Annotated in this window: 25 protein-coding genes and 1 pseudogene; 16 read left to right on the top strand and 10 right to left on the bottom strand. The window is 64.8% G+C overall.

Going from position 1 to position 25,036, the window contains the following annotated elements; genetic code table 11:
* Nucleotides 1-7: 7 nt before the first annotated feature.
* Nucleotides 8-754: pseudogene (locus ACCO56_RS32520) on the bottom strand (PAS-domain containing protein); the annotation flags it as partial.
* Nucleotides 755-1,201: 447 nt separating this feature from the next.
* Between ACCO56_RS32520 and ACCO56_RS32515 the strand changes: the two are divergent.
* Nucleotides 1,202-1,441 (top strand): hypothetical protein, encoded by a 240-nt coding sequence (locus tag ACCO56_RS32515; protein ID WP_433645117.1) that lies wholly within the window; start codon nt 1,202-1,204, stop codon nt 1,439-1,441.
* A gap of 253 nt (nt 1,442-1,694) precedes the next feature.
* Nucleotides 1,695-1,901 carry a hypothetical protein gene (locus tag ACCO56_RS32510; protein ID WP_433645116.1) on the top strand — a complete coding sequence of 69 codons (207 nt, stop codon included), beginning with the start codon at nt 1,695-1,697 and terminating at the stop codon, nt 1,899-1,901.
* 25 nt (nt 1,902-1,926) lie between these two features.
* Here the strand turns inward: ACCO56_RS32510 and ACCO56_RS32505 are convergent, their stop codons facing one another.
* On the bottom strand, nt 1,927-2,247 hold the full coding sequence (locus tag ACCO56_RS32505) for a sulfurtransferase TusA family protein (RefSeq protein WP_433645115.1): 321 nt from the start codon (nt 2,245-2,247) through the stop codon (nt 1,927-1,929).
* Nucleotides 2,248-2,358: 111 nt separating this feature from the next.
* A complete protein-coding gene (locus ACCO56_RS32500) occupies nt 2,359-3,615 on the bottom strand; it encodes a molybdopterin molybdotransferase MoeA (protein WP_433645114.1) in 1,257 nt (418 codons plus the stop codon).
* Nucleotides 3,616-3,776: 161 nt separating this feature from the next.
* On the opposite strand from ACCO56_RS32500, the gene fdhD reads away from it, so the two are divergent.
* Together fdhD and mobA are read left to right on the top strand one after the other, a co-directional pair.
* The gene (gene fdhD / locus ACCO56_RS32495) at nt 3,777-4,670 is read left to right on the top strand and encodes a formate dehydrogenase accessory sulfurtransferase FdhD (protein ID WP_433645113.1); all 894 of its coding nucleotides are present in this window, start codon (nt 3,777-3,779) and stop codon (nt 4,668-4,670) included.
* A complete protein-coding gene (mobA, locus tag ACCO56_RS32490) occupies nt 4,660-5,289 on the top strand; it encodes a molybdenum cofactor guanylyltransferase MobA (protein ID WP_433645112.1) in 630 nt (209 codons plus the stop codon). Before fdhD ends, mobA begins: the two co-directional genes overlap by 11 nt.
* Nucleotides 5,290-5,529: 240 nt before the next feature.
* On the opposite strand, the gene ACCO56_RS32485 is transcribed toward mobA, so the two are convergent.
* The 5 genes from ACCO56_RS32485 to ACCO56_RS32465 are packed head-to-tail and all read right to left on the bottom strand — an operon-like array spanning nt 5,530 to nt 10,936.
* A complete protein-coding gene (locus ACCO56_RS32485; protein ID WP_433645111.1) occupies nt 5,530-7,479 on the bottom strand; it encodes a molybdopterin biosynthesis protein in 1,950 nt (649 codons plus the stop codon).
* Nucleotides 7,476-8,618: a molybdopterin-binding protein gene (locus ACCO56_RS32480; RefSeq protein WP_433645110.1), complete on the bottom strand. Its 1,143-nt coding sequence runs from the start codon at nt 8,616-8,618 to the stop codon at nt 7,476-7,478. Before ACCO56_RS32480 ends, ACCO56_RS32485 begins: the two co-directional genes overlap by 4 nt.
* A gap of 42 nt (nt 8,619-8,660) precedes the next feature.
* The gene (locus ACCO56_RS32475; RefSeq protein ID WP_433645109.1) at nt 8,661-9,497 is read right to left on the bottom strand and encodes an extracellular solute-binding protein; all 837 of its coding nucleotides are present in this window, start codon (nt 9,495-9,497) and stop codon (nt 8,661-8,663) included.
* Between the two features lie 20 nt (nt 9,498-9,517).
* On the bottom strand, nt 9,518-10,240 hold the full coding sequence (locus ACCO56_RS32470) for an ATP-binding cassette domain-containing protein (protein WP_433645108.1): 723 nt from the start codon (nt 10,238-10,240) through the stop codon (nt 9,518-9,520).
* Nucleotides 10,241-10,243: 3 nt separating this feature from the next.
* The gene (locus ACCO56_RS32465; protein ID WP_433645132.1) at nt 10,244-10,936 is read right to left on the bottom strand and encodes an ABC transporter permease; all 693 of its coding nucleotides are present in this window, start codon (nt 10,934-10,936) and stop codon (nt 10,244-10,246) included.
* A 100-nt stretch (nt 10,937-11,036) separates the two neighbouring features.
* Here ACCO56_RS32465 and ACCO56_RS32460 point away from each other — a divergent pair, with 100 nt between their 5' ends.
* A complete protein-coding gene (locus tag ACCO56_RS32460) occupies nt 11,037-11,912 on the top strand; it encodes a substrate-binding domain-containing protein (RefSeq protein ID WP_433645107.1) in 876 nt (291 codons plus the stop codon).
* A gap of 29 nt (nt 11,913-11,941) precedes the next feature.
* Here ACCO56_RS32460 and ACCO56_RS32455 read toward each other — a convergent pair whose 3' ends face one another.
* Nucleotides 11,942-12,148 (bottom strand): DUF6494 family protein, encoded by a 207-nt coding sequence (locus tag ACCO56_RS32455; protein ID WP_433645106.1) that lies wholly within the window; start codon nt 12,146-12,148, stop codon nt 11,942-11,944.
* 106 nt (nt 12,149-12,254) lie between these two features.
* On the opposite strand from ACCO56_RS32455, the gene ACCO56_RS32450 reads away from it, so the two are divergent.
* A complete protein-coding gene (locus ACCO56_RS32450) occupies nt 12,255-13,541 on the top strand; it encodes a hypothetical protein (RefSeq protein ID WP_433645105.1) in 1,287 nt (428 codons plus the stop codon).
* Here ACCO56_RS32450 and ACCO56_RS32445 read toward each other — a convergent pair.
* On the bottom strand, nt 13,538-15,583 hold the full coding sequence (locus ACCO56_RS32445; RefSeq protein WP_433645104.1) for a 4Fe-4S binding protein: 2,046 nt from the start codon (nt 15,581-15,583) through the stop codon (nt 13,538-13,540). The two genes, ACCO56_RS32450 and ACCO56_RS32445, sit on opposite strands and share 4 nt — an antisense overlap.
* Nucleotides 15,584-15,671: 88 nt before the next feature.
* On the opposite strand from ACCO56_RS32445, the gene ACCO56_RS32440 reads away from it, so the two are divergent.
* The 10 genes from ACCO56_RS32440 to ACCO56_RS32395 all read left to right on the top strand — a co-directional run bounded on the left by ACCO56_RS32440 (nt 15,672) and on the right by ACCO56_RS32395 (nt 24,845).
* A complete protein-coding gene (locus tag ACCO56_RS32440) occupies nt 15,672-16,418 on the top strand; it encodes a biotin/lipoate--protein ligase family protein (RefSeq protein WP_433645103.1) in 747 nt (248 codons plus the stop codon).
* Nucleotides 16,409-16,951, top strand: coding sequence for a DUF6505 family protein (locus ACCO56_RS32435; RefSeq protein WP_433645102.1), 543 nt, complete (start codon nt 16,409-16,411; stop codon nt 16,949-16,951). Before ACCO56_RS32440 ends, ACCO56_RS32435 begins: the two co-directional genes overlap by 10 nt.
* Nucleotides 16,948-17,964: a DUF6352 family protein gene (locus ACCO56_RS32430; RefSeq protein ID WP_433645101.1), complete on the top strand. Its 1,017-nt coding sequence runs from the start codon at nt 16,948-16,950 to the stop codon at nt 17,962-17,964. The genes ACCO56_RS32435 and ACCO56_RS32430 overlap by 4 nt, the downstream gene beginning before the upstream one ends.
* A 9-nt stretch (nt 17,965-17,973) precedes the next feature.
* A complete protein-coding gene (locus ACCO56_RS32425) occupies nt 17,974-18,486 on the top strand; it encodes a DUF3305 domain-containing protein (protein WP_433645100.1) in 513 nt (170 codons plus the stop codon).
* On the top strand, nt 18,483-19,217 hold the full coding sequence (locus ACCO56_RS32420; protein WP_433645099.1) for a DUF3306 domain-containing protein: 735 nt from the start codon (nt 18,483-18,485) through the stop codon (nt 19,215-19,217). The genes ACCO56_RS32425 and ACCO56_RS32420 overlap by 4 nt, the downstream gene beginning before the upstream one ends.
* A 76-nt stretch (nt 19,218-19,293) precedes the next feature.
* Complete coding sequence (locus ACCO56_RS32415; protein ID WP_433645098.1) at nt 19,294-19,998, top strand: TorD/DmsD family molecular chaperone; 705 nt, start codon at nt 19,294-19,296, stop codon at nt 19,996-19,998.
* 38 nt (nt 19,999-20,036) lie between these two features.
* Complete coding sequence (locus ACCO56_RS32410) at nt 20,037-20,249, top strand: formate dehydrogenase (protein WP_433645097.1); 213 nt, start codon at nt 20,037-20,039, stop codon at nt 20,247-20,249.
* A gap of 7 nt (nt 20,250-20,256) precedes the next feature.
* Entirely contained in the window at nt 20,257-23,169 is a 2,913-nt protein-coding gene (locus ACCO56_RS32405) for a formate dehydrogenase subunit alpha (RefSeq protein ID WP_433645096.1), read from the top strand.
* 15 nt (nt 23,170-23,184) lie between these two features.
* Nucleotides 23,185-23,781: a formate dehydrogenase FDH3 subunit beta gene (gene fdh3B / locus ACCO56_RS32400; protein ID WP_433645095.1), complete on the top strand. Its 597-nt coding sequence runs from the start codon at nt 23,185-23,187 to the stop codon at nt 23,779-23,781.
* A gap of 50 nt (nt 23,782-23,831) precedes the next feature.
* Nucleotides 23,832-24,845, top strand: a complete 1,014-nt coding sequence (locus ACCO56_RS32395; RefSeq protein WP_433645094.1) for a formate dehydrogenase subunit gamma — start codon at nt 23,832-23,834, stop codon at nt 24,843-24,845.
* Nucleotides 24,846-25,036: the final 191 nt, after the last annotated feature.

Below are 25,036 nucleotides of genomic sequence, written 5' to 3'. Positions count from 1 at the left end.
GGGAAAGCGCGGTCACCGAATAGATCATGGTGCGGCCGTCGGCTCTGGCGAATTCTCGCGGCGCGACGTCGCCGGCCCTGATCTCGCCGAGACGCGAGGCGACATAGTCCTCCCAGCGTTCGTCGTCGATGTCGTAGATGCCGTTGTGCCGGTTGATGTCCATCAGCGCCCGGAACGGCCTGCCGACGCCGACATCGTCCGGCGTGACCTTCCAGAGATCGTAGAAGGCCCTGTTTATGATGCTCGCCGTCATGTCCTTGTCGAGCAGCACGATCGCCATCGTCATGGCATCGAGCGTGCGCTGGAGATCGGCAAGCAGCGTGTCGCCGCCGGGCTCGTTTCCCTTGAGGGCCGCGACATCCGTAGCGATGGCGACGGTGCCGCCGTCCCGGGTCCGCGTCTCGCGCCAGACGACGCATCGTCCGTCGGCGAAGCGTGCCGTGGCCCGGGAGCGGTCGCTGCCCTGCCGCCGCGCCAGCGCCGCTTTCAGCCACTCGGCCTGGGACATGTTCTTGATATCCCAGATGCCGCGACGAAGCCCCGCCTGAACGAGATCGCGATAGCGAGTGCCGGGCCGGATGACATCCTCTAGCCCCGGATGCATTTCCACCATCGCCTGGTTGAAAAGCACGAGCCGATCGTCCGGGTCGTAGTAGCAGAAGGCGTCCTGCAGCCCGTCGAGCGCGTCGGCGAGCAATGCCGCGAGGCCGCCAGCGCCTGCGACCGGTTCCGTCTCGCCATGTCCTCCCGGCATGAGGGGTGGTTCTTCACCCGCCATACCTCGCCCATCCCGCAATGCCATCGGCAGAGCCCCCTCGGTCGAGCCAAGTCTGGAGCGGACTGTGCCCGAGAAGCCTTAACGATGGGCTAACCATCGCGGCGTCGCGGAGAGCAGCCGGCTAAATCTCACGTGCCGGCTCTCACGGGGAAAAACCGGCCGGGACGTGCCCGACCGGTTGCCCCCATGGGAACGGACTGACGGTTGGGGAGGGACAGCCCGTCCTATCGTATCAGGGACGAAGCCACGCTGGAGCGCTGCGAGTGTTTCGCCCTGGGTCCCATGCCGGTGGGACGACGCCACAATGACGGGAAACCGTGATGGTGCCGTGACGGCACCGTGAAAGGCCGGCCACCTGCGCCGGCGGGCGGGAACGGCCGAACCGTTTGCACGTTGAAGAGGATGCAAGCGGAAAATACCTCTGTGAAAACTATTCGCGAGACCATTCGGCGCGGTGCTCCCCGGACAGGAGACGAAGCCCGCCAGCTGATGGCCGTGGTGCGCGAGTGTTTTCCCGCCGCGCCGGCGGAATGGGAGGGGCGCCTTTCCACCGCGCTCACCGAAATCCTCATCGGCGCGGTGCTTCACCAGCCAACCTATGAAGCGCGCGCCCAGGCGATGGGAGCGCTCGACGCGATGGAGCGCGACCTCAGAAAAACGTGATCCAAGAACTTCAACGAGCAGCGCGCGGCCGATCGGACACGCAGGGGCGCTCTATGGCCTTGAATCCGTTGAATTGGGCCGAGGCCCGCATTCGTTAACGATCGAATCGAGTTTCCGGCCAAAACCGGTGGCCCAATCGGAATGCCCAAGTTTGCGCTGGTCAGCCGGAACGATTTGCGTATGATCCGTTGCGGGGACGTAAGGCGTTCGCGTTTCGGAGGTGCCCTCCATGGCATGTCTGGCGGAGAAATCCTTGATTGTGTCCGACGAGAGCGAGACCGTCTCTTCGGTGCTCTCCGGTTACCAGGCTGGCGACATCGTCTCCACCGCCGCGCTTCTCAGGGACATCAGACAGCGCCTTCCCGGCAGCCGCATGACGGACGAGGATCTCGTCGGGCTGATCCTGCAAGGATTGTCCGGCAAGGCTCTCGGATTGAGCTTCGACCACCGCACCGGCTAGACCGTCGAAAGTTGGGCCGCAACGCCTACACGGGTGCAGCCTGGATCTTCTCGATCAAGAACACGATGCCGTCTCCGCTCCGCTCCGTGGCCTTGAGGCGATCGCCCATCTCGTTGAGCAGATTAGGTATATCGATGATCGCCATTGGATCGGTGCAGTGAACTTCGAGCCGCTCACCCGGTTTCATGCCCTTAAGCGCCTTGCGGGTCTTCAGCGCGGGCAAAGGACATTTCAATCCGGTCAGGTCGAGCTTTGTGATCGTCATGATGCCGTGCACGATGCCGGACCGGTACCGGATCGTCAATCGACACGAAGCGCCGCCGAGGCCGGCTGCTATCGGATTCACACTTTCCTGCACGGTTGCCTGGCGGCCAATCTTTTGCAGATAAACGTCGCGCGTGCGCCAGAGGGGGACCTGCCAAGCAATGGGGAAGGACTTTTTCAAATGTGTGGAGCCTCAGAGAAGGCTTGCATAGGCGAGGAACGGGACGGTATGGCCTGGCTCGACGCGTGTCGTTTTCTCCCCAAGCTCGACGAGACCATCCGTCTCCACCAGGGATGACAGCAGGCCCGCGCCCTCGCGTGGGAATTTGACGACTTCGTATGAGCCGTTTTCGTGCCGGCGCAGGCTCGCCCGTACATATTCTCTCCGCCCCTCCTTCTTCTTGTACGAGAAGGCCGCGCGCACGAATGCGGGAACGAGGGGCTGCTGTCGCGCCCCCGCGAGTGCGAGGATCGCGGTGCGCGCGATATGGGCAAAGGTCACGAAGCTGGCCACCGGATTCCCGGGAAGTCCGATGAAAGCCGTTCCCCCGATAACCCCCATGGCGACCGGCCGGCCGGGCTTTATGGCCACACGCCAGAACACGAGCTTCCCCACGCTCTCGACGGCGCTCTTGACGTAGTCGGCCTCTCCGGTCGAGACCCCTCCCGAGGCCAGTATCAAATCATGTTTCGGGGCGACTTCGCTCAATGCATCCGCGATGCGCCTGCTGTCGTCGGTCAGAACACCGAGGTCGGTGATCTCGCAGCCCAGCCTCGTAAGCATGGCCATCAGCATGAAACGGTTCGAATCGAAAAGCTGCGCGGCTCCGCGAACGCTTCCGGGCGCGACGATCTCGTCTCCGGTCGAGAAGATCGCGACGCGTATCTTCCGCCGCACCTCGATTTGCGTCATGCCGAGAGCCGCGGCCAGCGCGATATCCTGCGGGCGCATGGCTTGGCCCGCTTGCAGGCCCACCTTCCCCACCGGGATATCTTCGCCCGCCGGCCGAACATTGGCGCCCCTTTTCAGCCCGGGCGGAAGAACCACCCTGCCGGCATCGTCGAGGCGCACGTCTTCCTGCATATACACCGTATCGGCCCCATCGGGCATGGGCGCGCCGGTAAAGATGCGCGCCGCCTGTCCAGGCGCCACGGACAGGCCCCTCGCCATCCCGGCCTGGATCCTGCCTGCCACGGGAAAAACCTTCTCGACCGTTTGCGGCAGGTCTTCACCGTGCACTGCATAACCGTCGACAGCCGAGTTGGTAAACGGCGGCAGCGGCAGCGGCGCCACGATATCCCTCGCCAGAATACGGCCGTCGGCGCCTAGCAGCGGGACCAGCTCGCTCTCCGTGACAGCGTCGAGCCGCGATGCGATGATCGCCGTGGTTTCGTCGACCGTCTGCATGGGACCGCCGAACGCGAAGCAGTCATCCGAAAGCTGTGCCATTCACTCTTCAGTCTCTGCGACCTTTACCGAACCAGAGGCCGGCGCCACCTCAACCGCGGCTGGCTTGCGTTATTGTCGACCAGCCTTTTTGAACAGTCTATAGGTTAGAGGTCAAGCTCGCGCCGCCATGCGGCGGCCCGGGACGCTGAGTTGGGGTCGACATGCAACTGATGAAAAACCGACCAAATCCAGACATCATCCTGCCGAATCCGGCGGATCCGCGGTTGACGGAACTCGTCGGCGGCCTGGATCATACCGGCGCGGCAGTCGAGGTGCGCGTGCCGGTCGAACGTCCGCTGACGCTTTATCTGAATGCTCAAGAGATCGTCACCATGATGACGATCAGCGACTATCCCGAATACCTGGCGCTTGGCTATCTGCTCAACCAGAACATGCTCAAATCCGACGACGTCGTGACCGAGGTCGAGCACGATGACGACCTCCAGGTCGTGATCGTACGCACCGAGCGCAATACGAACTACGAACAGAAGCTCAGAAAACGGACGCAGACTTCAGGCTGCGCGCAGGGAACGGCTTTCGGCGATCTCCTCGAAGCGCTGGAGAATACTGCCCTGCCCGCCGCCGAATTGCGCACGTCCTGGCTCTACCAGATGACCCGCACGATCAACACCACACCCTCGCTCTATCTCGAAGCCGGTGCCATCCATGGCTGCGTGCTCTGCAAGGAAGGGACGCCAATCTGCTACATGGAGGATGTCGGCCGCCACAACGCCGTCGACAAGATCGCCGGCTGGATGTACCGGCACGACGTCGATGCCGCCGACAAGATCCTCTACACGACCGGCAGGCTGACGTCGGAAATGACGATCAAGACGGTCCGCATGGGCATTCCTATCCTCGTCTCGCGCTCGGGCTTCACCGCTTGGGGTGTCGATTTGGCACGTCAGGCGGGTCTGACGCTGGTCGGCCGCGCACGCGGCAAGAGGTTCGCCGTTCTATCCGGGGAGGAGCGGATCGTCTTCGACCAGGACCTCGCCCATGTCGAGGAGGAGGCGCCGCGCCACAGACGCAAGGGCGCTGACAATGCCGACTGAACAGACGCCCACGCTCGGGGTCGTTCTCGCCGGTGGATTGGCGCGTCGCATGGGTGGAGGCGACAAGCCGATGCGCCGGATCGCCGGGCGCACGATCCTCGACCATGTGATCGAGCGGATTGGCCCGCAATGCGACGGCCTTCTTCTGAACGCCAATGGCGACCCCTCTCGTTTCGCCGGCTTCGGTCTGCCAGTCGTCGCCGATACGGTCGAAGACTATCCAGGTCCGCTAGCCGGCGTGCTGGCCGGCCTCGACTGGGCGGCCATGAACCGACCCGATACCCGATGGATCGTCACCACCGCCGGCGATTGCCCCTTCCTGCCGCGCAACCTCGTCGCACGCTTGCAGCAGGCGCGTATGGCCGAGGATGCGGATCTGGCGGTAGTGGCGTCCGGCGACCAGACCCATCCGGTCGTCGGGCTCTGGAAAGTCGCGCTAAGGGATGAACTGCGTCATGCGCTGGTGGTCGAGGATATCCGCAAGATCGACCGCTGGACCGCGCGCTACCGGGTCGCGACCGTGTCCTGGCCGGCCGAGCCGGTGGATCCGTTCTTCAACGCCAACACGATCGAAGACCTCGAACAGGCCGAGCGCCTCGCCGCGCTTGTTGCCGATTAATACCAATAAGATTGACCGTTCGGGCAGGCCCCTCATCTGCCTGCCGGCATCTTCTCCCCGTGAAGGTGTTTGGACTGGGGAGAAGACCGCTTGTCATCTCCGCTTTTGCCAATCGCCACCGTTGGCGACTGCGAAACCCAAGCGGCCGTCGTCTCTCTCCCCGCGAATTTGCGGGGAGAGATGTCCGGCAGGACAGTGAGGGGCAACTCGCGACCGGTCAAATATCTAACGCCCATGGTATTAGACAGCCCGGCTGAAGCCCGCCTGCCCCAGCGCCGCGTTGATTTCGGGCAACCGCAAGGCGTCCATGAATGCCTGCACCGCGGGCCTCTCCTTGCGCATCGAGACGAGCGTGAAATCATAGTGCTCTTCAGCCAGCGGTATGAAACCCAGCCCTGCGGCTCGCGCGACGGGCGCGATGGTGACACCCCAGTCGGCGCGCTTCTGCATCACGGCCGCGGCCACCGCATTGTGCGAGCGTGGCTGATTCCAATAGCCGTCCGGGCGCGCCGAGCCGAGCAGTTGGTCGATCAAGATGCGGGTGCCGGAACCCTGGTTGCGGTTCACCATCATGCATTCAGGATCGGCAAGTGCGGCGCCCAGGGCCTCCTGCGGGTCGCGCGCCTCGAAGCGCTCGTCGCCCGCGCGGAACACGAGCCCCTGCATGCGCCGCCAGCCCGGCACCAGTTCGAGCCCGTCGCCAAGGAACGGCGCGTTATAGCTCAGCGTCTTCGGGTCGAAGAGGTGGATCGGCGCGATATCGCATTCGCCGCGCTGCGCGGCGGACAGGCCGCCCAGGCTGCCGACCGCGAGGGTGCGTACCGACAATCCGGCGCGGAAGAGTGCGCCCACCACAAGATCGAGCCCCGTGCAGTGGCTGCCGATGATGACGAGGTCGGGAACGCGGACCTGCGGTGTGAACAGCGTTACGGGCACCTCGCTCCCAGCCGGAACGTGATCGGCCAACGCCTCGATGCGGATAAAACCGTCGGCCTGGGCGAAGGACGTTATCGCGCCGGAGCCCTTGCCCGTGGGATAGGCCGTAAGCCCATCCTGCCCTTCGACCAGGGACACCATGACGAATTCGGTGCGGCCGAGCTCGGAAGGAACACGGAAAGGAATTTTGGCCGAGACTTGCGCGTCCACGCGCCGAGGCAGGCCGGCCATGCGCCGCAGGATCGGCACGATCATGTCGTGGAAGGTAAACATCGCCGAGGTCGGAAAGCCCGGCAGGATGATCACGGGTTTGCCGTCGCACACGGCAAGGCAGAGCGGCTTGCCGGGCTTCAGCGCCACGCCATGTGCGATCACGCCGGGCTTGCCGAGGCGCCCGACGATTCCGTGGCTGAGATCGCCGACGCCCTTGGATGTGCCCCCCGAGAGGATCAGCACGTCATGCGCCGCTAGTGTTGCGCGCATGGCGGCCTCGAGCCTGGCTTCATCGTCCGGAAACGCGCCGAGAAAGCTCACCTCACCGCCGTTTTCGGCCACCGCTGCGCTGACGATCGGCCCGTTGGCGTCATAGATCGCGGCGGGCCGCAGCGCCTCGCCCGGCTGGACGAGTTCGTTGCCCGTCGACAACACCGCCACCCGCAGCTTCCGCGCTACGGACACATGCGCGACGCCGCAAGCGGCAAGCATGCCGATCTCTCGCGAGCCGACCACCGTCCCGGCGCGCAGAAGCACCTCGCCTCGGGCGATGTCGGACCCCGCGTAAGACACAAACTGGCCCGGCGAGATGCCCCGCCTCACCTCGATGGCATCCCCCTCGAGCGGATCGGTGTGCTCGACCATGACGATGGCGTCGGCGCCGCGTGGAAGGGGGCCGCCAGTCGCGATCGGAGTCGCCGTACCCGCCAGGACGCCGGACTGCGGAACGGTGCCGCAGGCGATCGTCTCCGCATTGAGCGCAAGCCGGATGGGGCGCATTTCCGACGCGGCGGCAAGGTCGGCCGCCCGCACAGCGAAGCCGTCGACGTTGGAGCGGTCGAAAGGCGGCACGTCGATCGGCGCCGTGACGTCGGCCGCAAGCGCAAGGCCAAGCGCCTCAGCCAGCACACGCTCTTCAGCAGGTATCGGCCGCGGAAACAGCGCCGCCTCGAAGCGCGTCAGCGCCTCCTCACGCGACAATATCGTCAGGAATTGCTCCTGCCGGGCATCCCGGCGGCCGGAGGTATGGGAATTCGTCATTCGGGCGGGCTCTCATTGGCGCGAAGCGGGAAGGCGCCGACGGGCGTTCCGGCGGCATATCCTTCGCTGCCGCTTGGAATGGAAAGCCAGGCGTCAGCCAGACGCATGGCGTCCAGCGAGAATTCCCCCACGGCAAGCGGCGTCCAGGCATCCCGCTCCCGTCGGAGCAGGACGATTTCGGTCAATCCGACAGACGACGCGATCTTTCTCACGAGCGGCAGGACGATGGGCCGGCGTTCGGACCTCCCCGACAGACGATCGAGGACCGGCCACACGACCGCAAGAAGGGCCCCGAAGGCCTGGTCCGGCGATCCGGGGAGCGCGACGACCGGCACGTCGCCGAGCCCGCCGACGGCCGTGGTCCCGCCGGGCCGCACCGCAATCCGATGCGCAATCAGCATTCCGCTCCGCGCAAGGGCCTCGGCAGTGGCATCGGCGCGGCCGTCGCCCGTTCCTCCGATCAGGATGATCAGATCGCAGGCAGCCCTATCAAGCGTGGCGGCGATCGAGGCGACATCCCGCGCCGTAGCCTCGATCGCGACCATTGGAACGCCCGAGGCCTTCGCGCTCTCGGCGACGAGAAGCGTCGAGAATGTCTCGCCGCTCGCGGCGGCGACATCGATCACGCGGATGCGCGGAGCACGCACGGCAAGTTCGCTGAGCCCCGCCTTGCGCGCGACCAGAAGATCGGCGGCGGATATCCTTTGTCCGGGCAGCACGACCGGACGGCCCGCCGCAAGGTCCTCGCCTGCGCGCCGCACGCCCTGGCCGGGGGCAGCCTCCGCCACCGCTCGGGCCATAGGGCCGCTGCAATCGACGAGGTCGGCGTGGAGGACACAGTCGCGGCCCTCCGGCATGGCATCGCCCGTGTCCACCCAGACCGGAGGAACCATGAGTGGCAGCGGTGAATAGGCGGACCCGCCGACGAGATCGAGGCTTCCGCACGCCCAGCCGTCCATTGCAGCAGTGTCGCCCGCCGGCTGCGCCTGTGCGAGGGGCAGCATTTCAGCCGCGATGCGACCGAGCGCCTCGTCAACGGGCACGGATGTCGGGGCGATCGGCGCAATGCCGTCGAGCAGTGCGGCAAGAGCCGAATCCAGGCTGGTCAGCGGGCCGGCTGAAGGCTGTATTCTCATCATGCCCGATGATGGGACAGATCAGAACCGCTTTGCAACCGCCCTTCAGGAACGCCCGCCCTCGGCATTTGGAAAGAAGAGCTGCTTGCCGTCGATCTTGTACTCGCCGATCGCGTTCTGCCCTTCCGGCGAGATCAGCCAATCGATGAAACGCTGGCCGGCTTCGGCTTTCACGCTCGGATGCTTCTCCGGATTCACCAGCATGACGCCGTACTGGTTGAACAGCCTCTTGTCGCCCTCGATGACGATGTCGAGTTCGCCGCGATTCTTGAACGACAGCCAGGTGCCGCGGTCGGAAAGCACATAAGCGTCCATGGCGGAGGCCGTGTTCAGCGCCGCTCCCATGCCCTGCCCGATCTCCTTGTACCACGGCCCCTTCGCCGCCGCGATGTCGATGCCCGCAGCCTTCCAGAGCTTCAGCTCGGCGGAATGGGTACCGGACTTGTCGCCGCGCGACACGAACGGCGCTTCCTTGGCCTCGATCGCAACAAGCCCGGCTACGATATCCCCCGTGCCGCTAATCCCCGCGGGATCGCTCTTCGGGCCGATCAGAACGAAATCGTTGTACATCACGTCGAAGCGCTTCACGCCGAAACCTTGGGCGATGAACTCCTCCTCCTGCGATTTCGCATGGACGAAGACGACGTCGGCATCGCCCCGGCGGCCGGTGTCGAGAGCCTGGCCGGTTCCTTGCGCGACGACCTTGACGTCAATGCCGGTTTTCGCCTTGAACAAGGGAAGGATATGGTCGAACAGGCCGGAATCCTGCGTCGAGGTGGTGGAGGCGACCACGATCGACTGGTCCTGCGCCAGGGCCGGCATACCGCCGGCGGCCAGGAACAGGAGTGCCGCGATTGCGGAAAAGGTTCGGCGGTTCAACATCTCAAGCTCCGTTCGGTTGATCACAGGACGAGATCGCCGCGGAGGAAGTCGGCGGCTTCGGGCGTCGAGGGGCGTTCAAAGAAATCCGCGGTGCTGGCGTGCTCGCGAAGCCGGCCGCGAACCAGGAAAACGACGTCGCCGGCAAGCCTGCGCACCTGGCCGAGATCGTGCGAGGCCATGACGATCTTGGTGCCGGACTGGGCGGCCATGAGGATGATCTCTTCGACGAACCGGGTTGCCGCCGGGTCGAGGCTGGCCGTCGGCTCGTCGAGCAGCAGGATTTCGGGATCGCGCGCAAGCGCCCGGGCAAGCGCAAGCCGCTGCTGTTCACCGCCGGACAAGCGACGCGCCGGGCGTGTCGCAAGATCGAGCAGACCGACCCGTTTGAGCAGTTCCTCCGCGCGGGCGGCTCGAAGCCGGCGCGGGCAGCCAGCTTGAACAAGCCCGTAGACGATGTTTGCCGCTGCCGAGCGGCGCAGCATGAGAGGTTTCTGGAACAGAATCGCTCGACGCGCAGGTCCGCGGTCTGTCCGTCCACCCCAGCTCACGGTGCCCGCCGAGGGCGCGGCAAGCCCCATGCAAAGCCTCAATAGCGAGGTTTTGCCGGAGCCGTTCGGGCCTATGATCAACGTCGGCGCGCCCGGAGTGATCGTCACGGTCAGCCGATCGAGCATTGTGGTTGGTCCCGCGGAAAGCGAGACGCGATCCAGGACGAGAGGAAGATCGCTCGAAGGGGCCCGCATCAGTCACCCCGCCCGCTGTTCCGACCAGAGCCGGACGCTCCAGGCCGCAGCGTTGATCAGGATGATGAGGAAAATGAGAACGAGCCCGAGCCCCATTGCCAGCGACAGGTTTCCCTTGGAAGTTTCGAGCGCGATGGAGGTCGTCATCGTGCGGGTGAAGCCATCTATGTTGCCGCCGACGATCATCACCGTGCCGACCTCGGCCGCGGCTCGCCCGAAGCCGGCGAGCAGCATCGTGACCAGACTGAAGCGGCTGTCCCATAGAAGGGTCGCCACCTGCCCAAGTGGCCCCACCCCCATCGCGGTCAGTTCCTCGCGGTATTCGCACCACAGATCCTCGATGGTCTGGCGCGTCAGCGCCGCGATGATGGGCAGCACGAGGACGGCCTGAGCGATGATCATGGCGGTCGGCGTAAACAGGAGGCCGTACTGACCGAGCGGCCCGGATCGGGACAGCAGCAGGTAAACCGTCAGGCCGACGACGACCGGCGGCAGGCCCATGAAGCCATTCAGGATCACGACGACAGCCGAGCGCCCCGGGAAGCGCGTCAGAGCCAGGAAGGCTCCCAAGGGCAGGCCCACGACCACTGCGATGGCGACCGCCGACAGGCTGACAGCTATCGACAGGCGCACGATGGCGAACAGCGTCGCGTCGCCGCTCGCGATCAGTTGCCATGCGCCGAGCCCTTCCGACATCTCACCATGCCCCGGTATCGTTCCCGGTGCCAATGTCCTGCACTTCTTCCGCCAAAGTCAAATTGTTGAACCTGCACAGGAATATGCATATCAATGCAGGATGGAACTGCTGACGACATCGCAGGCCGCCGACTATCTGCGCATTGGCGAGCGCAAGCTTTATGAACTGGTCGCGGAAAACCGCATCCCTTGCAGCAAGGTGACGGGCAAATGGCTGTTTCCGCGGCACGAACTCGACCGCTGGGTTCTGTCCGGATTAGCGCGTCCCACGGGGATGATACCGCACGAGCCGCCGCCGATCGTCGGCGGCAGCCAGGACGACCTGCTTGAATGGAGCCTGCGTCAGTCGGGCTCCGGCCTCGCCTCGCTGTCGGAGGGCACGGAAGGCGGCGTGGCGCGCCTTCTGCGCGGCGAGGTCGCGGCGGCGGCGATCCATTTCCATGGAGACGCAGCGGACGCGAATATTGCTGCGGTAGCCGCGATGGCGCGCCTCTATGATGCGGTGCTGATCGGTTTCGTTCGACGTGAGCAGGGACTGCTTCTGCCGCCCGGCAACCCCAAATCGCTTTCCAGCCTCGCTGATGTTCTCGAGAGCGGTGCGAAGATGGCGGCGCGCCAGCGGGGCGCCGGCGCGGATATGCTGCTGACCAAGCTCCTTGCCCAAGCCGGTGCCGCACAGAGCGATCTCAGCCGGCTCGAGCCGGCTTGCCTGACGGGCCCCGACCTTGCGGCGGCAATTCGCACCGGTGAGGCGGATTGCGGCATCGCCACACACGCCGCGGCCCGGGCCGCCGGCCTCGATTTCGTACCGCTCGCATGGGAAAACTTCGACCTGCTGATGCGGCAGCGGACCTACTTTCAGCCCTCGATCCAGGCGCTGTTACGATTTTTGCCGCAGGAAAGCTTCGCTTTGCGCGCAGCCGAACTCAGCGGGTACGATACGAGCTCGGCTGGGCAAATCCGGTTCTTCAAGTAGCCGTCGACGCTGTCGCGTCGTGTTTTTTCTCACCCGAGGTCGATCTCGCCTTCGACGACATGATGCAGGCCGGCGCGCTCCGACGTGATGACGGCCTTGACGGTCAGGCGCCCCTGCCCTTTCAGCCCCTTCTGCTCGACGGCTTTCTCGATGGCCTGCTGCGAAGTCACGCCGACCTGCTTCAGGAACTTGCGCATCGAGACGTTGAAGGGATCGGTTTCCATGTTCTGGGTCATATGATTGCCTCGAAAAACGTGAAGGTATGGCCGGTCCGGCAAGCTCGACAGCGATTGCCGCGAGCGGCGCTGCCGGTCAACGGAGCACGGAACGGGCTGCTGCGCAATGAATATGACGCTCACGAGACTCTTGCTGGTGTGTGCTGCGTTCCTTGTCGGCGCGGTCGCTCAAGGTATGGAGCTACGCGGCCATGGCGGCCCCGTAAGGGCGATCTCCGTTACAGCGGATGGGAAAACGGCGATCACCGGCAGCTTCGACAGCAAGGCGATCATCTGGTCCCTGGATAAGGGCGAAGCGCGTGAGGTGCTTCTCTTTCACGACGGTCAGGTCAATGCCGTCGCAGCCCTCCCGAATGGGCAGTTTGCCAGCGCGGGCGCGGACGGTCGCATCGCCATCTGGACGCCTGGCGAGAGCGCACCTGCCCGCATCCTTCAAGGGCATACCGCACCCGTGGCGGCGCTTGCCGTCTCACCCGATGGCTCCGCGCTCGCATCCGCGTCCTGGGATACCAGCGTGCGGCTCTGGACGCTTTCAGGCGGCGAACCACGCGTGCTCGAAGGCCATCGCGGCAATGTCAATGCCGTCGCCTTCCTCTCCGACGGCACGCTCGTCAGTGCCGGCTACGACGCGACCGTCATCTTTTGGCCTGACGAAGCCGCCGCGGCTCCCATCCGCGTCGTCATGCCGGCCCCGCTCAGCACGCTTGCGACATCGGCGGGCGACCGCCTGTTCGCCGGCGGCGCCGATGGCAAAGTACGCGAACTCGATCGCAGCGGCACGATCCGGGCGGAGGTCGAGGTCTCGTCCAAGCCCCTGATTGCCTTGGCCGCCTTGCCCGACGCGAAGTATCTCGCCGTCGCGGGCGTCAATGACCCGATCGTATTGCTCGACGCCACGACCCTGAAGCCTGTTCGCGCGCTCGATGTGTCCGGCGTGCCGATATGGTCGCTCGCCTTCACGGCTGGCGGCAAGACGCTGTTGGCCGGCGGAGGGGATCATCTCGTGCGGGAATGGGACGTAGAGACCGGGGAGCGTCTCGGAACGACAGCCGCCGGCCAGGCCGATCCCATGGCCGAGTATGCCGGCAATCCGGATGCGGAGGTCTTTCGCGCCTGCGTCGCCTGCCACACGCTGGGCCCGAACGACGGCAACCGGGCCGGCCCCACGCTGCATGGCGTCTTCGGCCGCAGAATCGCATCCGTGCCGGGCTACCACTATTCGCCCGCTTTCAAAGGGATGGACATCGTCTGGACGCCTGAAACGGTGTCGAAGCTCTTCGAGCTTGGCCCAAGCAAATACACCCCTGGCACCAAGATGCCCGAACAGACGATCAGCAATCCCGAAGATCGGGCTGCCCTGATCCGCTTTCTGCAGGCAGAGACCGGCGGCTAGACTTTGATCCGTTTTGTTGGTGAGACCTCGCGCTCGCGGAGATAATCCTCGGTCGTCCGTGGCGCGGGGCGGGCCGAACCTGCATAGGGATCGAACCGCTCGTTCACGACGGCATCGACGCGACAATCGTCGCACATGCGCACGAGATTGAGCCGTTGTGCATTCTCGCCCGCGTACATCCAGTGCTTGCCCTCGAGCTTGGCGACGATCCGCTCGACCGTGCTCCTGGTACCGAAGGGCTTGCCGCAGCGGATGCAGTCGTAGGGCTCTTCCTGCTTCACCACCCGGCGCGGCGCGCTCCATGCGTGGAAATCCACCTGCGGAACCAGGGTGATCACCTTTTCCGGACAGGTCGCGGCGCAGAGGCCGCATTGCACGCAGGCGCTCTCGGAAAAATACAGGGCCGGCCGCTCTTCGCTGTCGGAGAGCGCGCCGGTCGGGCATGCCGAGACGCAGGAGAGGCACAGGGTGCAGCCCTCGACATCGACCTCCAGGCCGCCGAACGGGGCGGCGGCCGGCAACGCCACGCAGTCGACCGGCGTGGGCGCGGCCTGATGCAGCGCGATCATCGTGCTCCTCAACAGGCTGCGCTTGTCGCCGAGCGGCAGGAAGGTCGCCGGCTTCCGAAGGCCCGAACCCAGGCTCATCTGGTCCAGCGCCGACCGGAGACTATCGGGGTCGTCGGTTTCGATCACTCCGCAGATCTCCGCGCCGTAGCCGAGCGACTGGCCGAGAAGGTTGGCGATGGCGACGTTCCCGGTCAAGCCGGAGAGCTCGTGCTTCGGCTTGGCCGGGCAGAGCGCCCGGACCGCGACAGCGCCCCAGGCAACCGGCGCGGTCCACGCCTCGACACCCAGTTGGGTAATTTCATTGACAGCCACTGGCAGGACATTTGCCGGCAGGCCCGCGCCGAAGCGGGCAAGCGCATCGATGAGAGGCTCGCCGTGCCCGGCGTCATGGAACAGCAGGATGGGGTCGCCGCCGCCCGCCTCCCGATAGGTGACCAGCAGCGTGCGCAACCGCCGCAGCAGCAACTCGGCATCGGGCATGGCATAGGCCGCAGCGCCCGTCGGACAGGCGGCCGCGCAGTTCCCACAGCCGGCGCACACTTCCGCGTCTATCGCCACGTGATTGCCGGCGGGCGTTATCGCTCCGGTCGGACAGAGATCGAGGCAGCGCGTGCAGCCGACGATCCGCGACCGCGAATGCGCGCACAGCTCGGCCGAAAAATCGATGTAGCGCGGCTTGTCGAATTCGCCGACCAGATCGGCCGCCTTCGCGATCGCTCTGGCGACGCCCGCCTGGTCGGAGGGATCCGCCTTCACATAGCCGTCACGCAGTTCATGGGCGGGGAAGAGCGGAACGCCGCCGGAGAGGTCGAGAATGATGTCGGCGTTCGAGACCGCACCATCGCGCGACGTTCCGAAACGCAGACGGTCGCGCGAAGATGGAGCCGGCAATGCGAAATCGTCGACCGTCAACTCGAAGGCCCCGAGATGACCCCGCGCATTCCGGATCGTGCCCTGCACCACCGGGAAATCCCAAACCCGGTGCGGCGCGACCTCGTCGGCATGGCTGAGGACAACCGTGACGTCCAGCTTGTCCGCGAGCTCCTGTCCAGCCTCGATCGCCGTCTCGCCGCGGCCGTAGACGAGGATCACGCCGTTGCTGGAAAGCGTGACGAGCGCGGGTGCCGATGCCGGCTCGGCGGCCATTGCGACAAGCGCTGCCGCCTTTGCGCCCGCCTCTGCGGCCTGCTGTGACCACCCCGCCATCTCGCGGATGTTCACGAAAGCGAGATCGCCTTCGAAGCCGGCTTCCTCCGAGACCTCGCGGAAAAGCGGCGCCTGCTGCGTGCAGGCTATCGTCACCGCTCTGTTGCCGCTCAATGCGCTGCGGACGCGATCGAGCTCGACGCCGCAGAATTGATCTCCGGACTCGATCCGTGCGTTCCGGCATCCACGGCCAACGCTATTGCCAAACCCCGGCATGCTCCGTTCACAGGAGCAGACGAAGATCGTGCGCGGTTTGTCCAGGCTCATCCCGCCTCCCGGCGACGCCGTAGCGCCACCTCTTTGGAAGTATTATAGAGAATGTGAGACAGCCGTCATCAACTTATGGACCGGCACCATGTCCACTCGCGCATCGGTCACCGACCGCGCTCTCGACCTGCCCCCGCCCTATGACCTCGTCCCGTTGCGAGAGGCCGGGGATGCATTCGCGCATGCCTGCGCGGTCGCCGACGAGCAAGGTGCCGGGACGCTCGTGTGGGTGCGACGCTACGATTTGGCCGAATTCGCGGTGGTGCTTGAGCCCGAGGAGCCTCTGGCCGAGGCGCGCCGCGCCATCTATGCAGGCATGAACGCGTTGGCGAAGGCGCTTACGATGCATGCGCCGCCTTCGCGGCTGGTGACCTTCGACTGGCCCGACACGATCCGCATCGACGGGGTTCTCGTCGGAGGCGCCCGCCTGGGCTGGCCGGAAGGGACACCGGAGAACGAGACTCCCGACTGGCTCGTTTTCTCCGCCATGATCCGCACGGCCGTGATTCGCGCCGACGAGCCGGGAGGGCGGCCGCTCCTTGGCGGGCTCGATGAACTGGGGTTCGAAACGGCCGATCCAGGCGACATCATCGCCAGTTTCTCCCGTCACCTGATGGCCGAATTCGACGAGTGGAGCGAAGCCGGTTTCTCACCGATCGCGAGGCTATGGCTCGAGCGCCTGAACCGGAGGGGCGATGGGGCTCGGCTTGCCGACAACGGCGATCTCATGATTTCCGAGACGCCCGGCCGCGGATTCTCGGGACGGCAAAGGCTGGCGGCGGCCCTCGCATCGCCGTCCTGGCTCGACCCAGCGACTGGAATGCCATGGCTTTGAAGCTGCCGCGAACGATCCGCCTCGATCCTTCGGATACCTTTGTCTATCCACGCGCCGCGGAACCGGGCGAATGGGCCGTCACCGGCACCTTCCTTTTCTTCGGCGCCGACGTCGAGAAGCTCTCGGGCAAGCACCGGCAAGCCTTTCGCGCCGGCTTTCTCGGCATCGAGAGCTTTGGGTGGTCCACCCTCGTCGTCGTGACCGAGGCGACGATCGAGGAGCGCGCGGCGGCAGTTGAACGGCTGGCGGAGCAGCTTGTCGCGCACTGCGGCGCGCCCGGTATCGAGGCCGCACGACCCGCCGCCGAGGAGGAGATAGCCTTCGCGCAATCCCTGTGCGACCATCCGCCGAACACGTTGCTGGCACTCCACCGCGCTGCCGAAGATGCCGGAATCCGGGAGTCGTTCCGGACGCTCCACCGCAAGGTGAGCCGGCTGGACCCTGCCGCCGCTTTCCGCTTCGTCGAGGTCGAGGAGGAAGAGAGGTCGGCGGGAGAGATCGACCTTCTCACACTGGCCGGAGGGCGGAAATGAAGGATTTCTGGATCTCCTCGGGCCACCATCTGCTGGATCGGGACGGGAACGGCCGCCTGCAGGTGACCGACGCATTTCTGAAGACATATCTCGCGCGGCCCGAGCTTCTCCCGCCGGAGACGGCCTGCGAGGCGGAGTTGCGCCTGCACCACGAACTTTTGATGCATCATCCGCGCCGCCCAGTGGGCAAGGAGGAGATCTCCGCGCTGGAAGACGCCGACGCACGCGAGAATTGGGAGGTCATGATCGCCTTCCGCGATCATCTTCTCTCCCATCCTTCTCTCGAGGCCGCCTATCTCTCGCTGGCGCGCGGTTCGGCCATCTCCATTCCGTCGCTCTTCATGAACCAGCTCGCGCAGGTGGTGCTCCGCAATGCGTTGAATGGAGAACAGGATCCCCATGTCCTTCGCGCGGCGGAATTGTTCTATCGGCCACAGCGGGTAACCTTCCATGAGGGAGCCCTGCTCCTCGCAGATGCCGAAATCATCGAAGTGCACGAGCAGAACCGCCACGCCTCGCCTCTCCTGAGCATGCTCGGCGGCCCGGCCGTTACCGAGCTCGAAATTCTGGAAGAGAAGAACGCTGCAAGCTACTTCGAGAGGAGCGACGCTTTCGACATGGTGCTCAATCTCGGAGGCGCCGGCAGCAGCGCGCGGCGCGGGTTTGCGAATGCGATGGAGATCTGGATACGCCATCTGCTCGCGGTCGAGGTGAAGATCGAACCGGTCGAGCGGATCGAGGACGAGGACTGGGCGTGGTTCGTGGGGCTGGACGCCGAGGCCACGCGCATCGGCAACGGATTATGGACGGGCAAGGAGCTTGATCCGGAGGCCGCCGAGCGTGTCATCGCCCTGTTCCGCCTCAGCTTTTCCGACATTATCCAGGTGAAGCCGGCGGTGGGAGCGCGGCCCGTCTGGCTGATCATGGCCATGACGCCCGATCGGGCGGTTCGCATGAAGCCGCAGAACCTCGTCGCCGGCCTGCCGCTGCGCAGCATGGCCGGGGCGAACTAGGAGCAGCGCATGATACGGGAGACGGCCGAAATCGGTGTGATCGTCGAGCGGCGGGCGCTGAAGAACCCATGGGTCGATCACGTGTGGGTGCCCGTTGCCGTGCTGGCGGGCGCACCCATGGCGGCGCCTTGGACGGTGCTGCACGAAGCCGCCGGAGTGACGCGTTATTTTGCCGGAACATTCGAGCTCGAGCTCTTCGGTTCCGACACGGCGATGTATCGCGACAACCTCCGCTCCCAGCGGCCCAGCCTGTGGGTATCGCTCCGGCAAACGAATGCGGCGCCCGGCGTTGCGCTGCACCTGGTGACGGCTGACCCTGCCGAGGCGGAGGCGCTGACTGAAACAGCCACCGAGGTCATCGAGGCCGTGCCGATGCCGGCCGAACTGCAACAGCAGCTCGTCGCCTTCGTGGAGGCGCACCACGTCGAGCGGCCCTTCATTAAGCGCAAGCGCGATCGCGCCGATCCCGAGGCGATGGCCAGGCGGGATCCTCGTTCTCGGCCCAGGGACGACACCAGATGAGCGCCGGGAACGAAAATCTTTTCGCCCGCTGGTCGCGCCGCAAACAGGCCGCGCGTTCCACCGAGTTTCAAACGCCGGATGAAGAGGCGCATGCGCTCGATAAGCCAACGGCCCAGGCCAAGGCAGACTCTATCGATCAGCAACTCGCTCCAGCGGAACCGGATACGACGGAGGCCGAAACGGTAGAGCCAATCGAGTCGCTCCCCCGCGTCGAGGACCTCACCGTCGATAGCGACTTGTCGGTGTTCCTGCGAAAGGGCGTGCCCAAGGCATTGAAGGGCGCGGCGATGCGGAAGATGTGGTCACTCGATCCAGCCATACGCGACTATGTCGGTCCCGCAGAATACGCCTGGGACTTCAACCAACCCGGCTCCATGGCCGGTTTCGGTTCGCTCGACCCAAACGACGCCGTCGTTGACTTCCTGTCGACGATAGGCCGCGCGCTGGACGCCGACGCGGGAGAGAAGGCTACGGCTCCGGGCGCGCCGCAGGCGCAATCGGCACGAGCGCCGGCTGACCTGTCCGAACAACAGGCGGACACACCTCCGGACGACACCGATCACCCTGCTTCCAGCGACGTGCCGCCCGAGCCTCGGCAGCTTTCGGCAAGCTCGCAATCTCCCACATCCGACCCGTTCGAGACGGTCGTCAGCCAAGAGGGAACGGCCGAGCCTGAGCAGTTGTCCCAGCCCACTGCCCGGCCGCGCCACGGAAGCGCGCTGCCACGCTGAGGCGAGCGGCCGCCCGAACAACCAGCTCAGCAACTTTTGCCTAGAACCTGTTGCATTCGTTGAATGTCGGGCTACTATGAATCACCCACTCTTGGGCAGCACGGTCGAGGTCATGATGAACCCAGACTTGGCCCTGGACCAGGCAACATCAGGCGGGGCGGACGTTCCGACCCTGGACGCCAGGGCTGTTGAGCTTGACGAGGTCGATCTTGCTCGTGCCAATGAGTACGCCCTCCTCGCCTCGCTTCTGCTCGGCCCTCCCGATGCCGATTTGCTGAGGCGGCTTTCCGGCCTGCAAGACAGCACCGACACACCACTCGGCCAGGCTCACGCCGCCCTTGGGCGAGCAGCGGCAACGGCTTCCGCCGACAAGATCAGCCGGGAGTATTTCAACCTGTTCATCGGAGTCGGGCGCGGCGAACTCCTCCCCTACGCGTCATACTACTTGACCGGCTTCCTCAATGAACGGCCGCTGGCCCGTCTTCGCGGCGACATGAAGCGGCTTGGGCTCGAGCGGGCCGAGGGCCATTCCGAGCCCGAGGATCACCTCGGCACGCTCTGCGAAATCATGAGCGGATTCGCCGCGGATCATTTCGTGATCTCGGCCGAGGAGGAGCAGGACTTCTTCGAGCGGCATATCGCGCCATGGGCGCCGCAATTCTTCGCCGACCTGGAGAACGCCAACGCCGCCAGTTTCTACAGCGCAGTCGGCATGACCGGCCGGCTGTTCATCGACATCGAAACCAACGGCTTCGCCATGGAGACGCGGCGAAGCACATAGACATACGCCACCGGCCCGGATGCCCAGAGGAGGATGAAATGCAGGAAAAGCGACAGACGGCGCTCAGCCGCCGCAACTTCCTTCGGGCTTTCGGCGGCGCATCCACCACTGCCGTGGCGGCTGCCACGCTCGCTCCGGGAGAGGCGCAGGCCTATGACCCCGGGGAGGAAGAAACGCGGGCCCGCTATCAGGAGACCGACCACGTCAAGGCCTTCTACCGTGTGAACGGCTACGAGACGTTGAAGAAGTGAGGGCGCCATGCTGACGAAGCGGAAGAACGGACAAGCAAGCCGCACGAGACTGCAGGCCCTGATCGGAACTGCGGCGGCGGCTCCGATGGACCGGCGAGCATTTCTTCGCCGCTCCGGGCTCGCCGCCGGCGCGATGGCCGCGTTCGGCTCGTTTCAACTCGGCACGGTCAGGAAGGCTGCCGCGATCAGCCCTCCGCAGCCGGGCGTGCCGATCGAACTGAAGAAGAGCATCTGCACGCACTGCGCTGTCGGCTGCACGGTCACCGCCGAAGTCCAGAACGGCGTCTGGACCGGACAGGAGCCGTCCTGGGACAGCCCCATCAACCGCGGTTCCCATTGCGCCAAGGGCGCGAGCGTGCGCGAGCTCGTGCATAGCGACCGTCGGCTCAAATATCCGATGAAGCTGGTCGGCGGGCAGTGGGAGCGCACGACCTGGGACGAAGCGATCAACGCGATCGGCGACAAGCTGTTGGAGATCCGCGAGAAATCGGGGCCGGAATCCGTCTACTGGATGGGGTCGGCGAAATTCTCCAATGAAGGAACTTATCTTTTCCGCAAGCTCGCCGCGCTGTGGGGTACGAACAACCAGGACCATCAGGCACGTATCTGTCATTCGACGACTGTCGCCGGCGTCGCCAACACGTGGGGCTACGGCGCGATGACGAACTCGTTCAACGACATCCGCAACTCCAAGACCATGGTGATCATGGGCGGCAACCCGGCCGAGGCGCATCCGATCTCGATGCAGCATCTGCTCGAAGGCAAGGAGCTCAACAAGGCCAACCTGATCGTCATCGATCCGAGGTTCACCCGTACCGCGGCGCATGCGACGGAATATGTCCGGTTCCGGTCCGGCACGGACATCGCGCTTTTGTGGGGCATGCTCTGGCACATTTTCGAGAACGGCTGGGAAGACAAGGAATTCATTGCCCAGCGCGTCTACGGGATGGACGAGATTCGCAAGGAAGTGGCGAAATATCCCCCGGAAGAGGTGGAACTGATCACCGGGGTTCCCGGCGAACAGGTGAAGCGTGTCGCCGAGATGTTCGCCACCCAGAAACCGGCGACGATCATCTGGTGCATGGGCCAGACGCATCACACCGTCGGCACGGCGAACACGCGCGCGAGCTGCATCCTTTGCCTCGCCACCGGCAATGTCGGCAAGCCGGGCACCGGCGCGAACATCTTCCGCGGCCATGACAACGTACAGGGCGCGACCGACATCGGGCTCGACGTGGTCACCCTGCCCTTCTACTACGGTCTAACGGAAGGCGCCTGGAAGCACTGGTCGCGGGTCTGGGAGATTCCTTACGAGGACCTTCTCGGCCAGTTCGCGTCCAAGGAACTGATGGAGACGCCCGGTATTCCGCTGACGCGGTGGTTCGATTCGGTTGCGCTGCCAAAGGATCAGGTCCAGCAGCCGGAAACCATGCGGGCGATGTTCGTGCAGGGTCACGCAAGCAACAGTATCGCTCGCATCCCGGAGTCGATGAAAGGCCTGGCAGGCCTGGAACTCCTGGTCGTCGCCGATCCCCACCCGACCACCTGGGCGTCGCTGGCAGTTCAGGCGGGACGCCAGGACAATACCTACCTCTTGCCGGTCTGCACGCAATTCGAGACCTCTGGTTCGCGCGTCGCCTCCAACCGTGCCCTCCAATGGGGTGAGCAGATCGTCAAGCCGAGCTTCGAGCAGAAGGACGACTATCAGGTCATCTATCTGCTCTCGAAGAAACTCGGCCTCGCCGACTGGATGTTCAAGAAGATCGCCGTCGAAGGCGACCGCCCGGTGCCGGAGGACGTGTTGCGCGAGATGAACCGCGGCAGTTGGTCCACGGGCTATTGCGGCCAGTCGCCCGAGCGGCTCAAGGCGCATATGAAGAACCAGGCGAAGTTCGATCTGGTGACGACGCGCGCGCCGAAGGACGATCCCGAGGTCGGCGGCGACTATTACGGCCTGCCTTGGCCGTGTTGGGGAAAGCCGGAAATCCGCCACCCCGGAACCGCCAATCTCTACAGCACCGGCCTGCACGTCATGGATGGCGGCAGCCCCTTCCGCGCCCGTTTCGGCGTCGAGCGGAACGGCGAGACGCTCCTGGCGGAAGGATCCTACACGCAAGGCTCGGAACTCACCGACGGCTATCCGGAGTTCACCATGGCCGTGCTCAAGAAGCTCGGCTGGGACAAGGACCTGACGGCGGAAGAACTCGCCGTGATCGAAAAAATCGGCGACGACATCGACAAGGTATCCTGGTCGACCGACCTCTCAGGCGGCATCCAACGCGTGGTGCTGAGCCATGGCTGCCATCCCTATGGGAACGGCAAGGCGCGCGCGGTCGCCTGGAACCTGCCGGACCCGGTGCCGATCCATCGCGAGCCGATCTATACGCCCAAGGTGGAGCTGGTCGCGAAATATCCGACTTATCCCGACGCCACGCAGTTCCGGCTGCCCAACATCGGCTTCAGCGTGCAGAAGGCGGCAGTGGACAACGGCATCGCCAAGTCCTTCCCCATCATTCTCACCTCGGGCCGGCTCGTCGAATACGAAGGCGGCGGCGAAGAGACACGGTCGAACCGGTGGCTGGCCGAATTGCAGCAGGAGATGTTCGTCGAAATCAACCCGGCCGATGCGTCGGAACGAGGCATCAGCGACGGCGCCTGGGTCTGGGTGAACGGGGCGGAGAACAACTCGAAGGCCAGAGTGAAGGCGCTGGTGACCGAGCGCGTCGGCAGGGGCGTCGCGTTCATGCCCTTCCATTTCGGCGGCTGGTTCCAGGGCAACGACCTGCGGGCCAACTATCCGCAAGGCGCCGATCCCTATGTGCTCGGCGAAAGCGTCAATTCCGTCACGACCTATGGCTATGACCCGGTGACGGGAATGCAGGAGCCGAAGGTCACGCTTTGCCAGATCTCGGCGGTGTAAGAGGAGGAACGAAAAATGGCCAGGATGAAGTTCCTTTGCGACGCCGACCGATGCATCGAATGCAACGCCTGCGTGACGGCCTGCAAGAACGAGCATGACGTGCCGTGGGGCATCAACCGTCGCCGCGTTGTCACGATCAATGACGGCAAGCCGGGCGAGCGTTCCGTCACGATGGCGTGCATGCATTGCACCGACGCCCCATGTGCCGCGGTCTGTCCGGTCGACTGCTTCTACACGACGGCCGACGCGGTGGTCCTGCACTCGAAGGATCTGTGCATCGGCTGCGGCTATTGCTTCTACGCCTGCCCGTTCGGCGCACCGCAATATCCCCGCGTCGGCAATTTCGGGTCGCGCGGCAAGATGGACAAATGCACCTTCTGCGCAGCCGGTCCGGAACCGGATTCCACGGAGGCCGAATACGCCAAATACGGCGCCAACCGGCTGGCCGAAGGCAAGCTGCCGCTTTGCGCCGAGATGTGCTCGACCAAGTCGCTGCTTGCCGGAGACGGCGAGATCATCGCCGCCATCTACAAGGAACGTGTGACCCAGCGCGGCTACGGCTCCGGCGCATGGGGCTGGCAGACGGCCTATCGGGAGACGATCACGGTCTGAAGGCGATCTGGTCTGCCGCCGCGAAGAGGTGAACTAGGGAGGACTGAAGAATGCAGGTCTGGAACCTTGGTCGACTGATTGCGCCGACTGTCGCGGCATTCATTCTGGCTCTGGGGCTGCTCGTCCCGGCAGGAGCGCAGGAGACGTCCGGGAGCAATCCGACTGCCCAGGCCGTGAACGAGCAGCAGCTTCTCGAAGAGCTGAACAAAATCCAGGGCCGCGTCACCATACCGGACGGGAAAGCGGCGACTTTGCAGCAGCCGCAGGGGCGCGATTATCGCGGCTTCCACGAGGGCGCATTGCCCTGGATCGGCGGCATCGCCATACTCGGCATGCTGTTGGTGCTGGCGTTGTTCTATTTCATCAGGGGCCGCATCCGCACACGGGCGGGTGAATCGGGGATCAAGATCCTGCGCTTCAATGCGATCGAACGGCTCGCCCATTGGACCACGGCGACAGCGTTCATCATCCTGGCCATCACCGGTCTGAACTTCGTCTTCGGCAAGCGCCTGCTGATGCCGCTCATCGGCCCGGAGGCATTCTCGACCTGGTCGGTCTGGGCGAAATACGCGCACGACTTCGTTTCCTGGGCATTCATGCTCGGCGTTCTGGTCATGCTGGTTGCGTGGGTTTGGGATAATCTTCCCGACCGTTACGACGTGAACTGGCTCAAGGTCGGCGGCGGCTTTTTCGACAAGTCGAACAGGACACACCCGCCGGCGGGACGCTTCAACACTGGCCAGAAGCTCATCTTCTGGGCGGTCGTACTGGGGGGGATTGCCCTCTCCGTCTCGGGCATTTTCATGCTGTTCCCGTTCGCCTTTGCCGATATCAACGGCATGCAGACGGCTCAGTATATCCACGCGATTGTCGGCGTCCTCATGATCGCCGTCATCATCGCCCACATCTATATCGGCACGCTCGGGATGGAAGGCGCTTATGAAGCGATGGGGTCAGGCACCGTCGATCTGAACTGGGCAAAGGAGCATCATAGCGTCTGGGTCGAGAAGCAGCAGGCGAAGGCCAACGCTGGCGTGCCCCCGCGCACGGTGCCCGCCGAATAGTTTGACAGTTGTTATTGATCGTCGCTTCAACGCGACGGCCTTCGCTCGTGGGGGTCGAGCCGGCCTCAAGTGCTGCAACCGCCTCAACTCAGATCGCGCCCTACGACACCCCCCTCTGTCCTGCCGGACGATCTCCCCCTGTGGGCTACGACATTCACACATCTCACGGATCGTCGGCGGTCTCTGGAACA

This window comes from Mesorhizobium sp. 1B3 (assembly GCF_050958605.1).
Classification (GTDB): domain Bacteria; phylum Pseudomonadota; class Alphaproteobacteria; order Rhizobiales; family Rhizobiaceae.
Note: the sequence above shows the minus strand (reverse complement) of the source record. Positions and strands in the feature narration are given on the sequence as shown.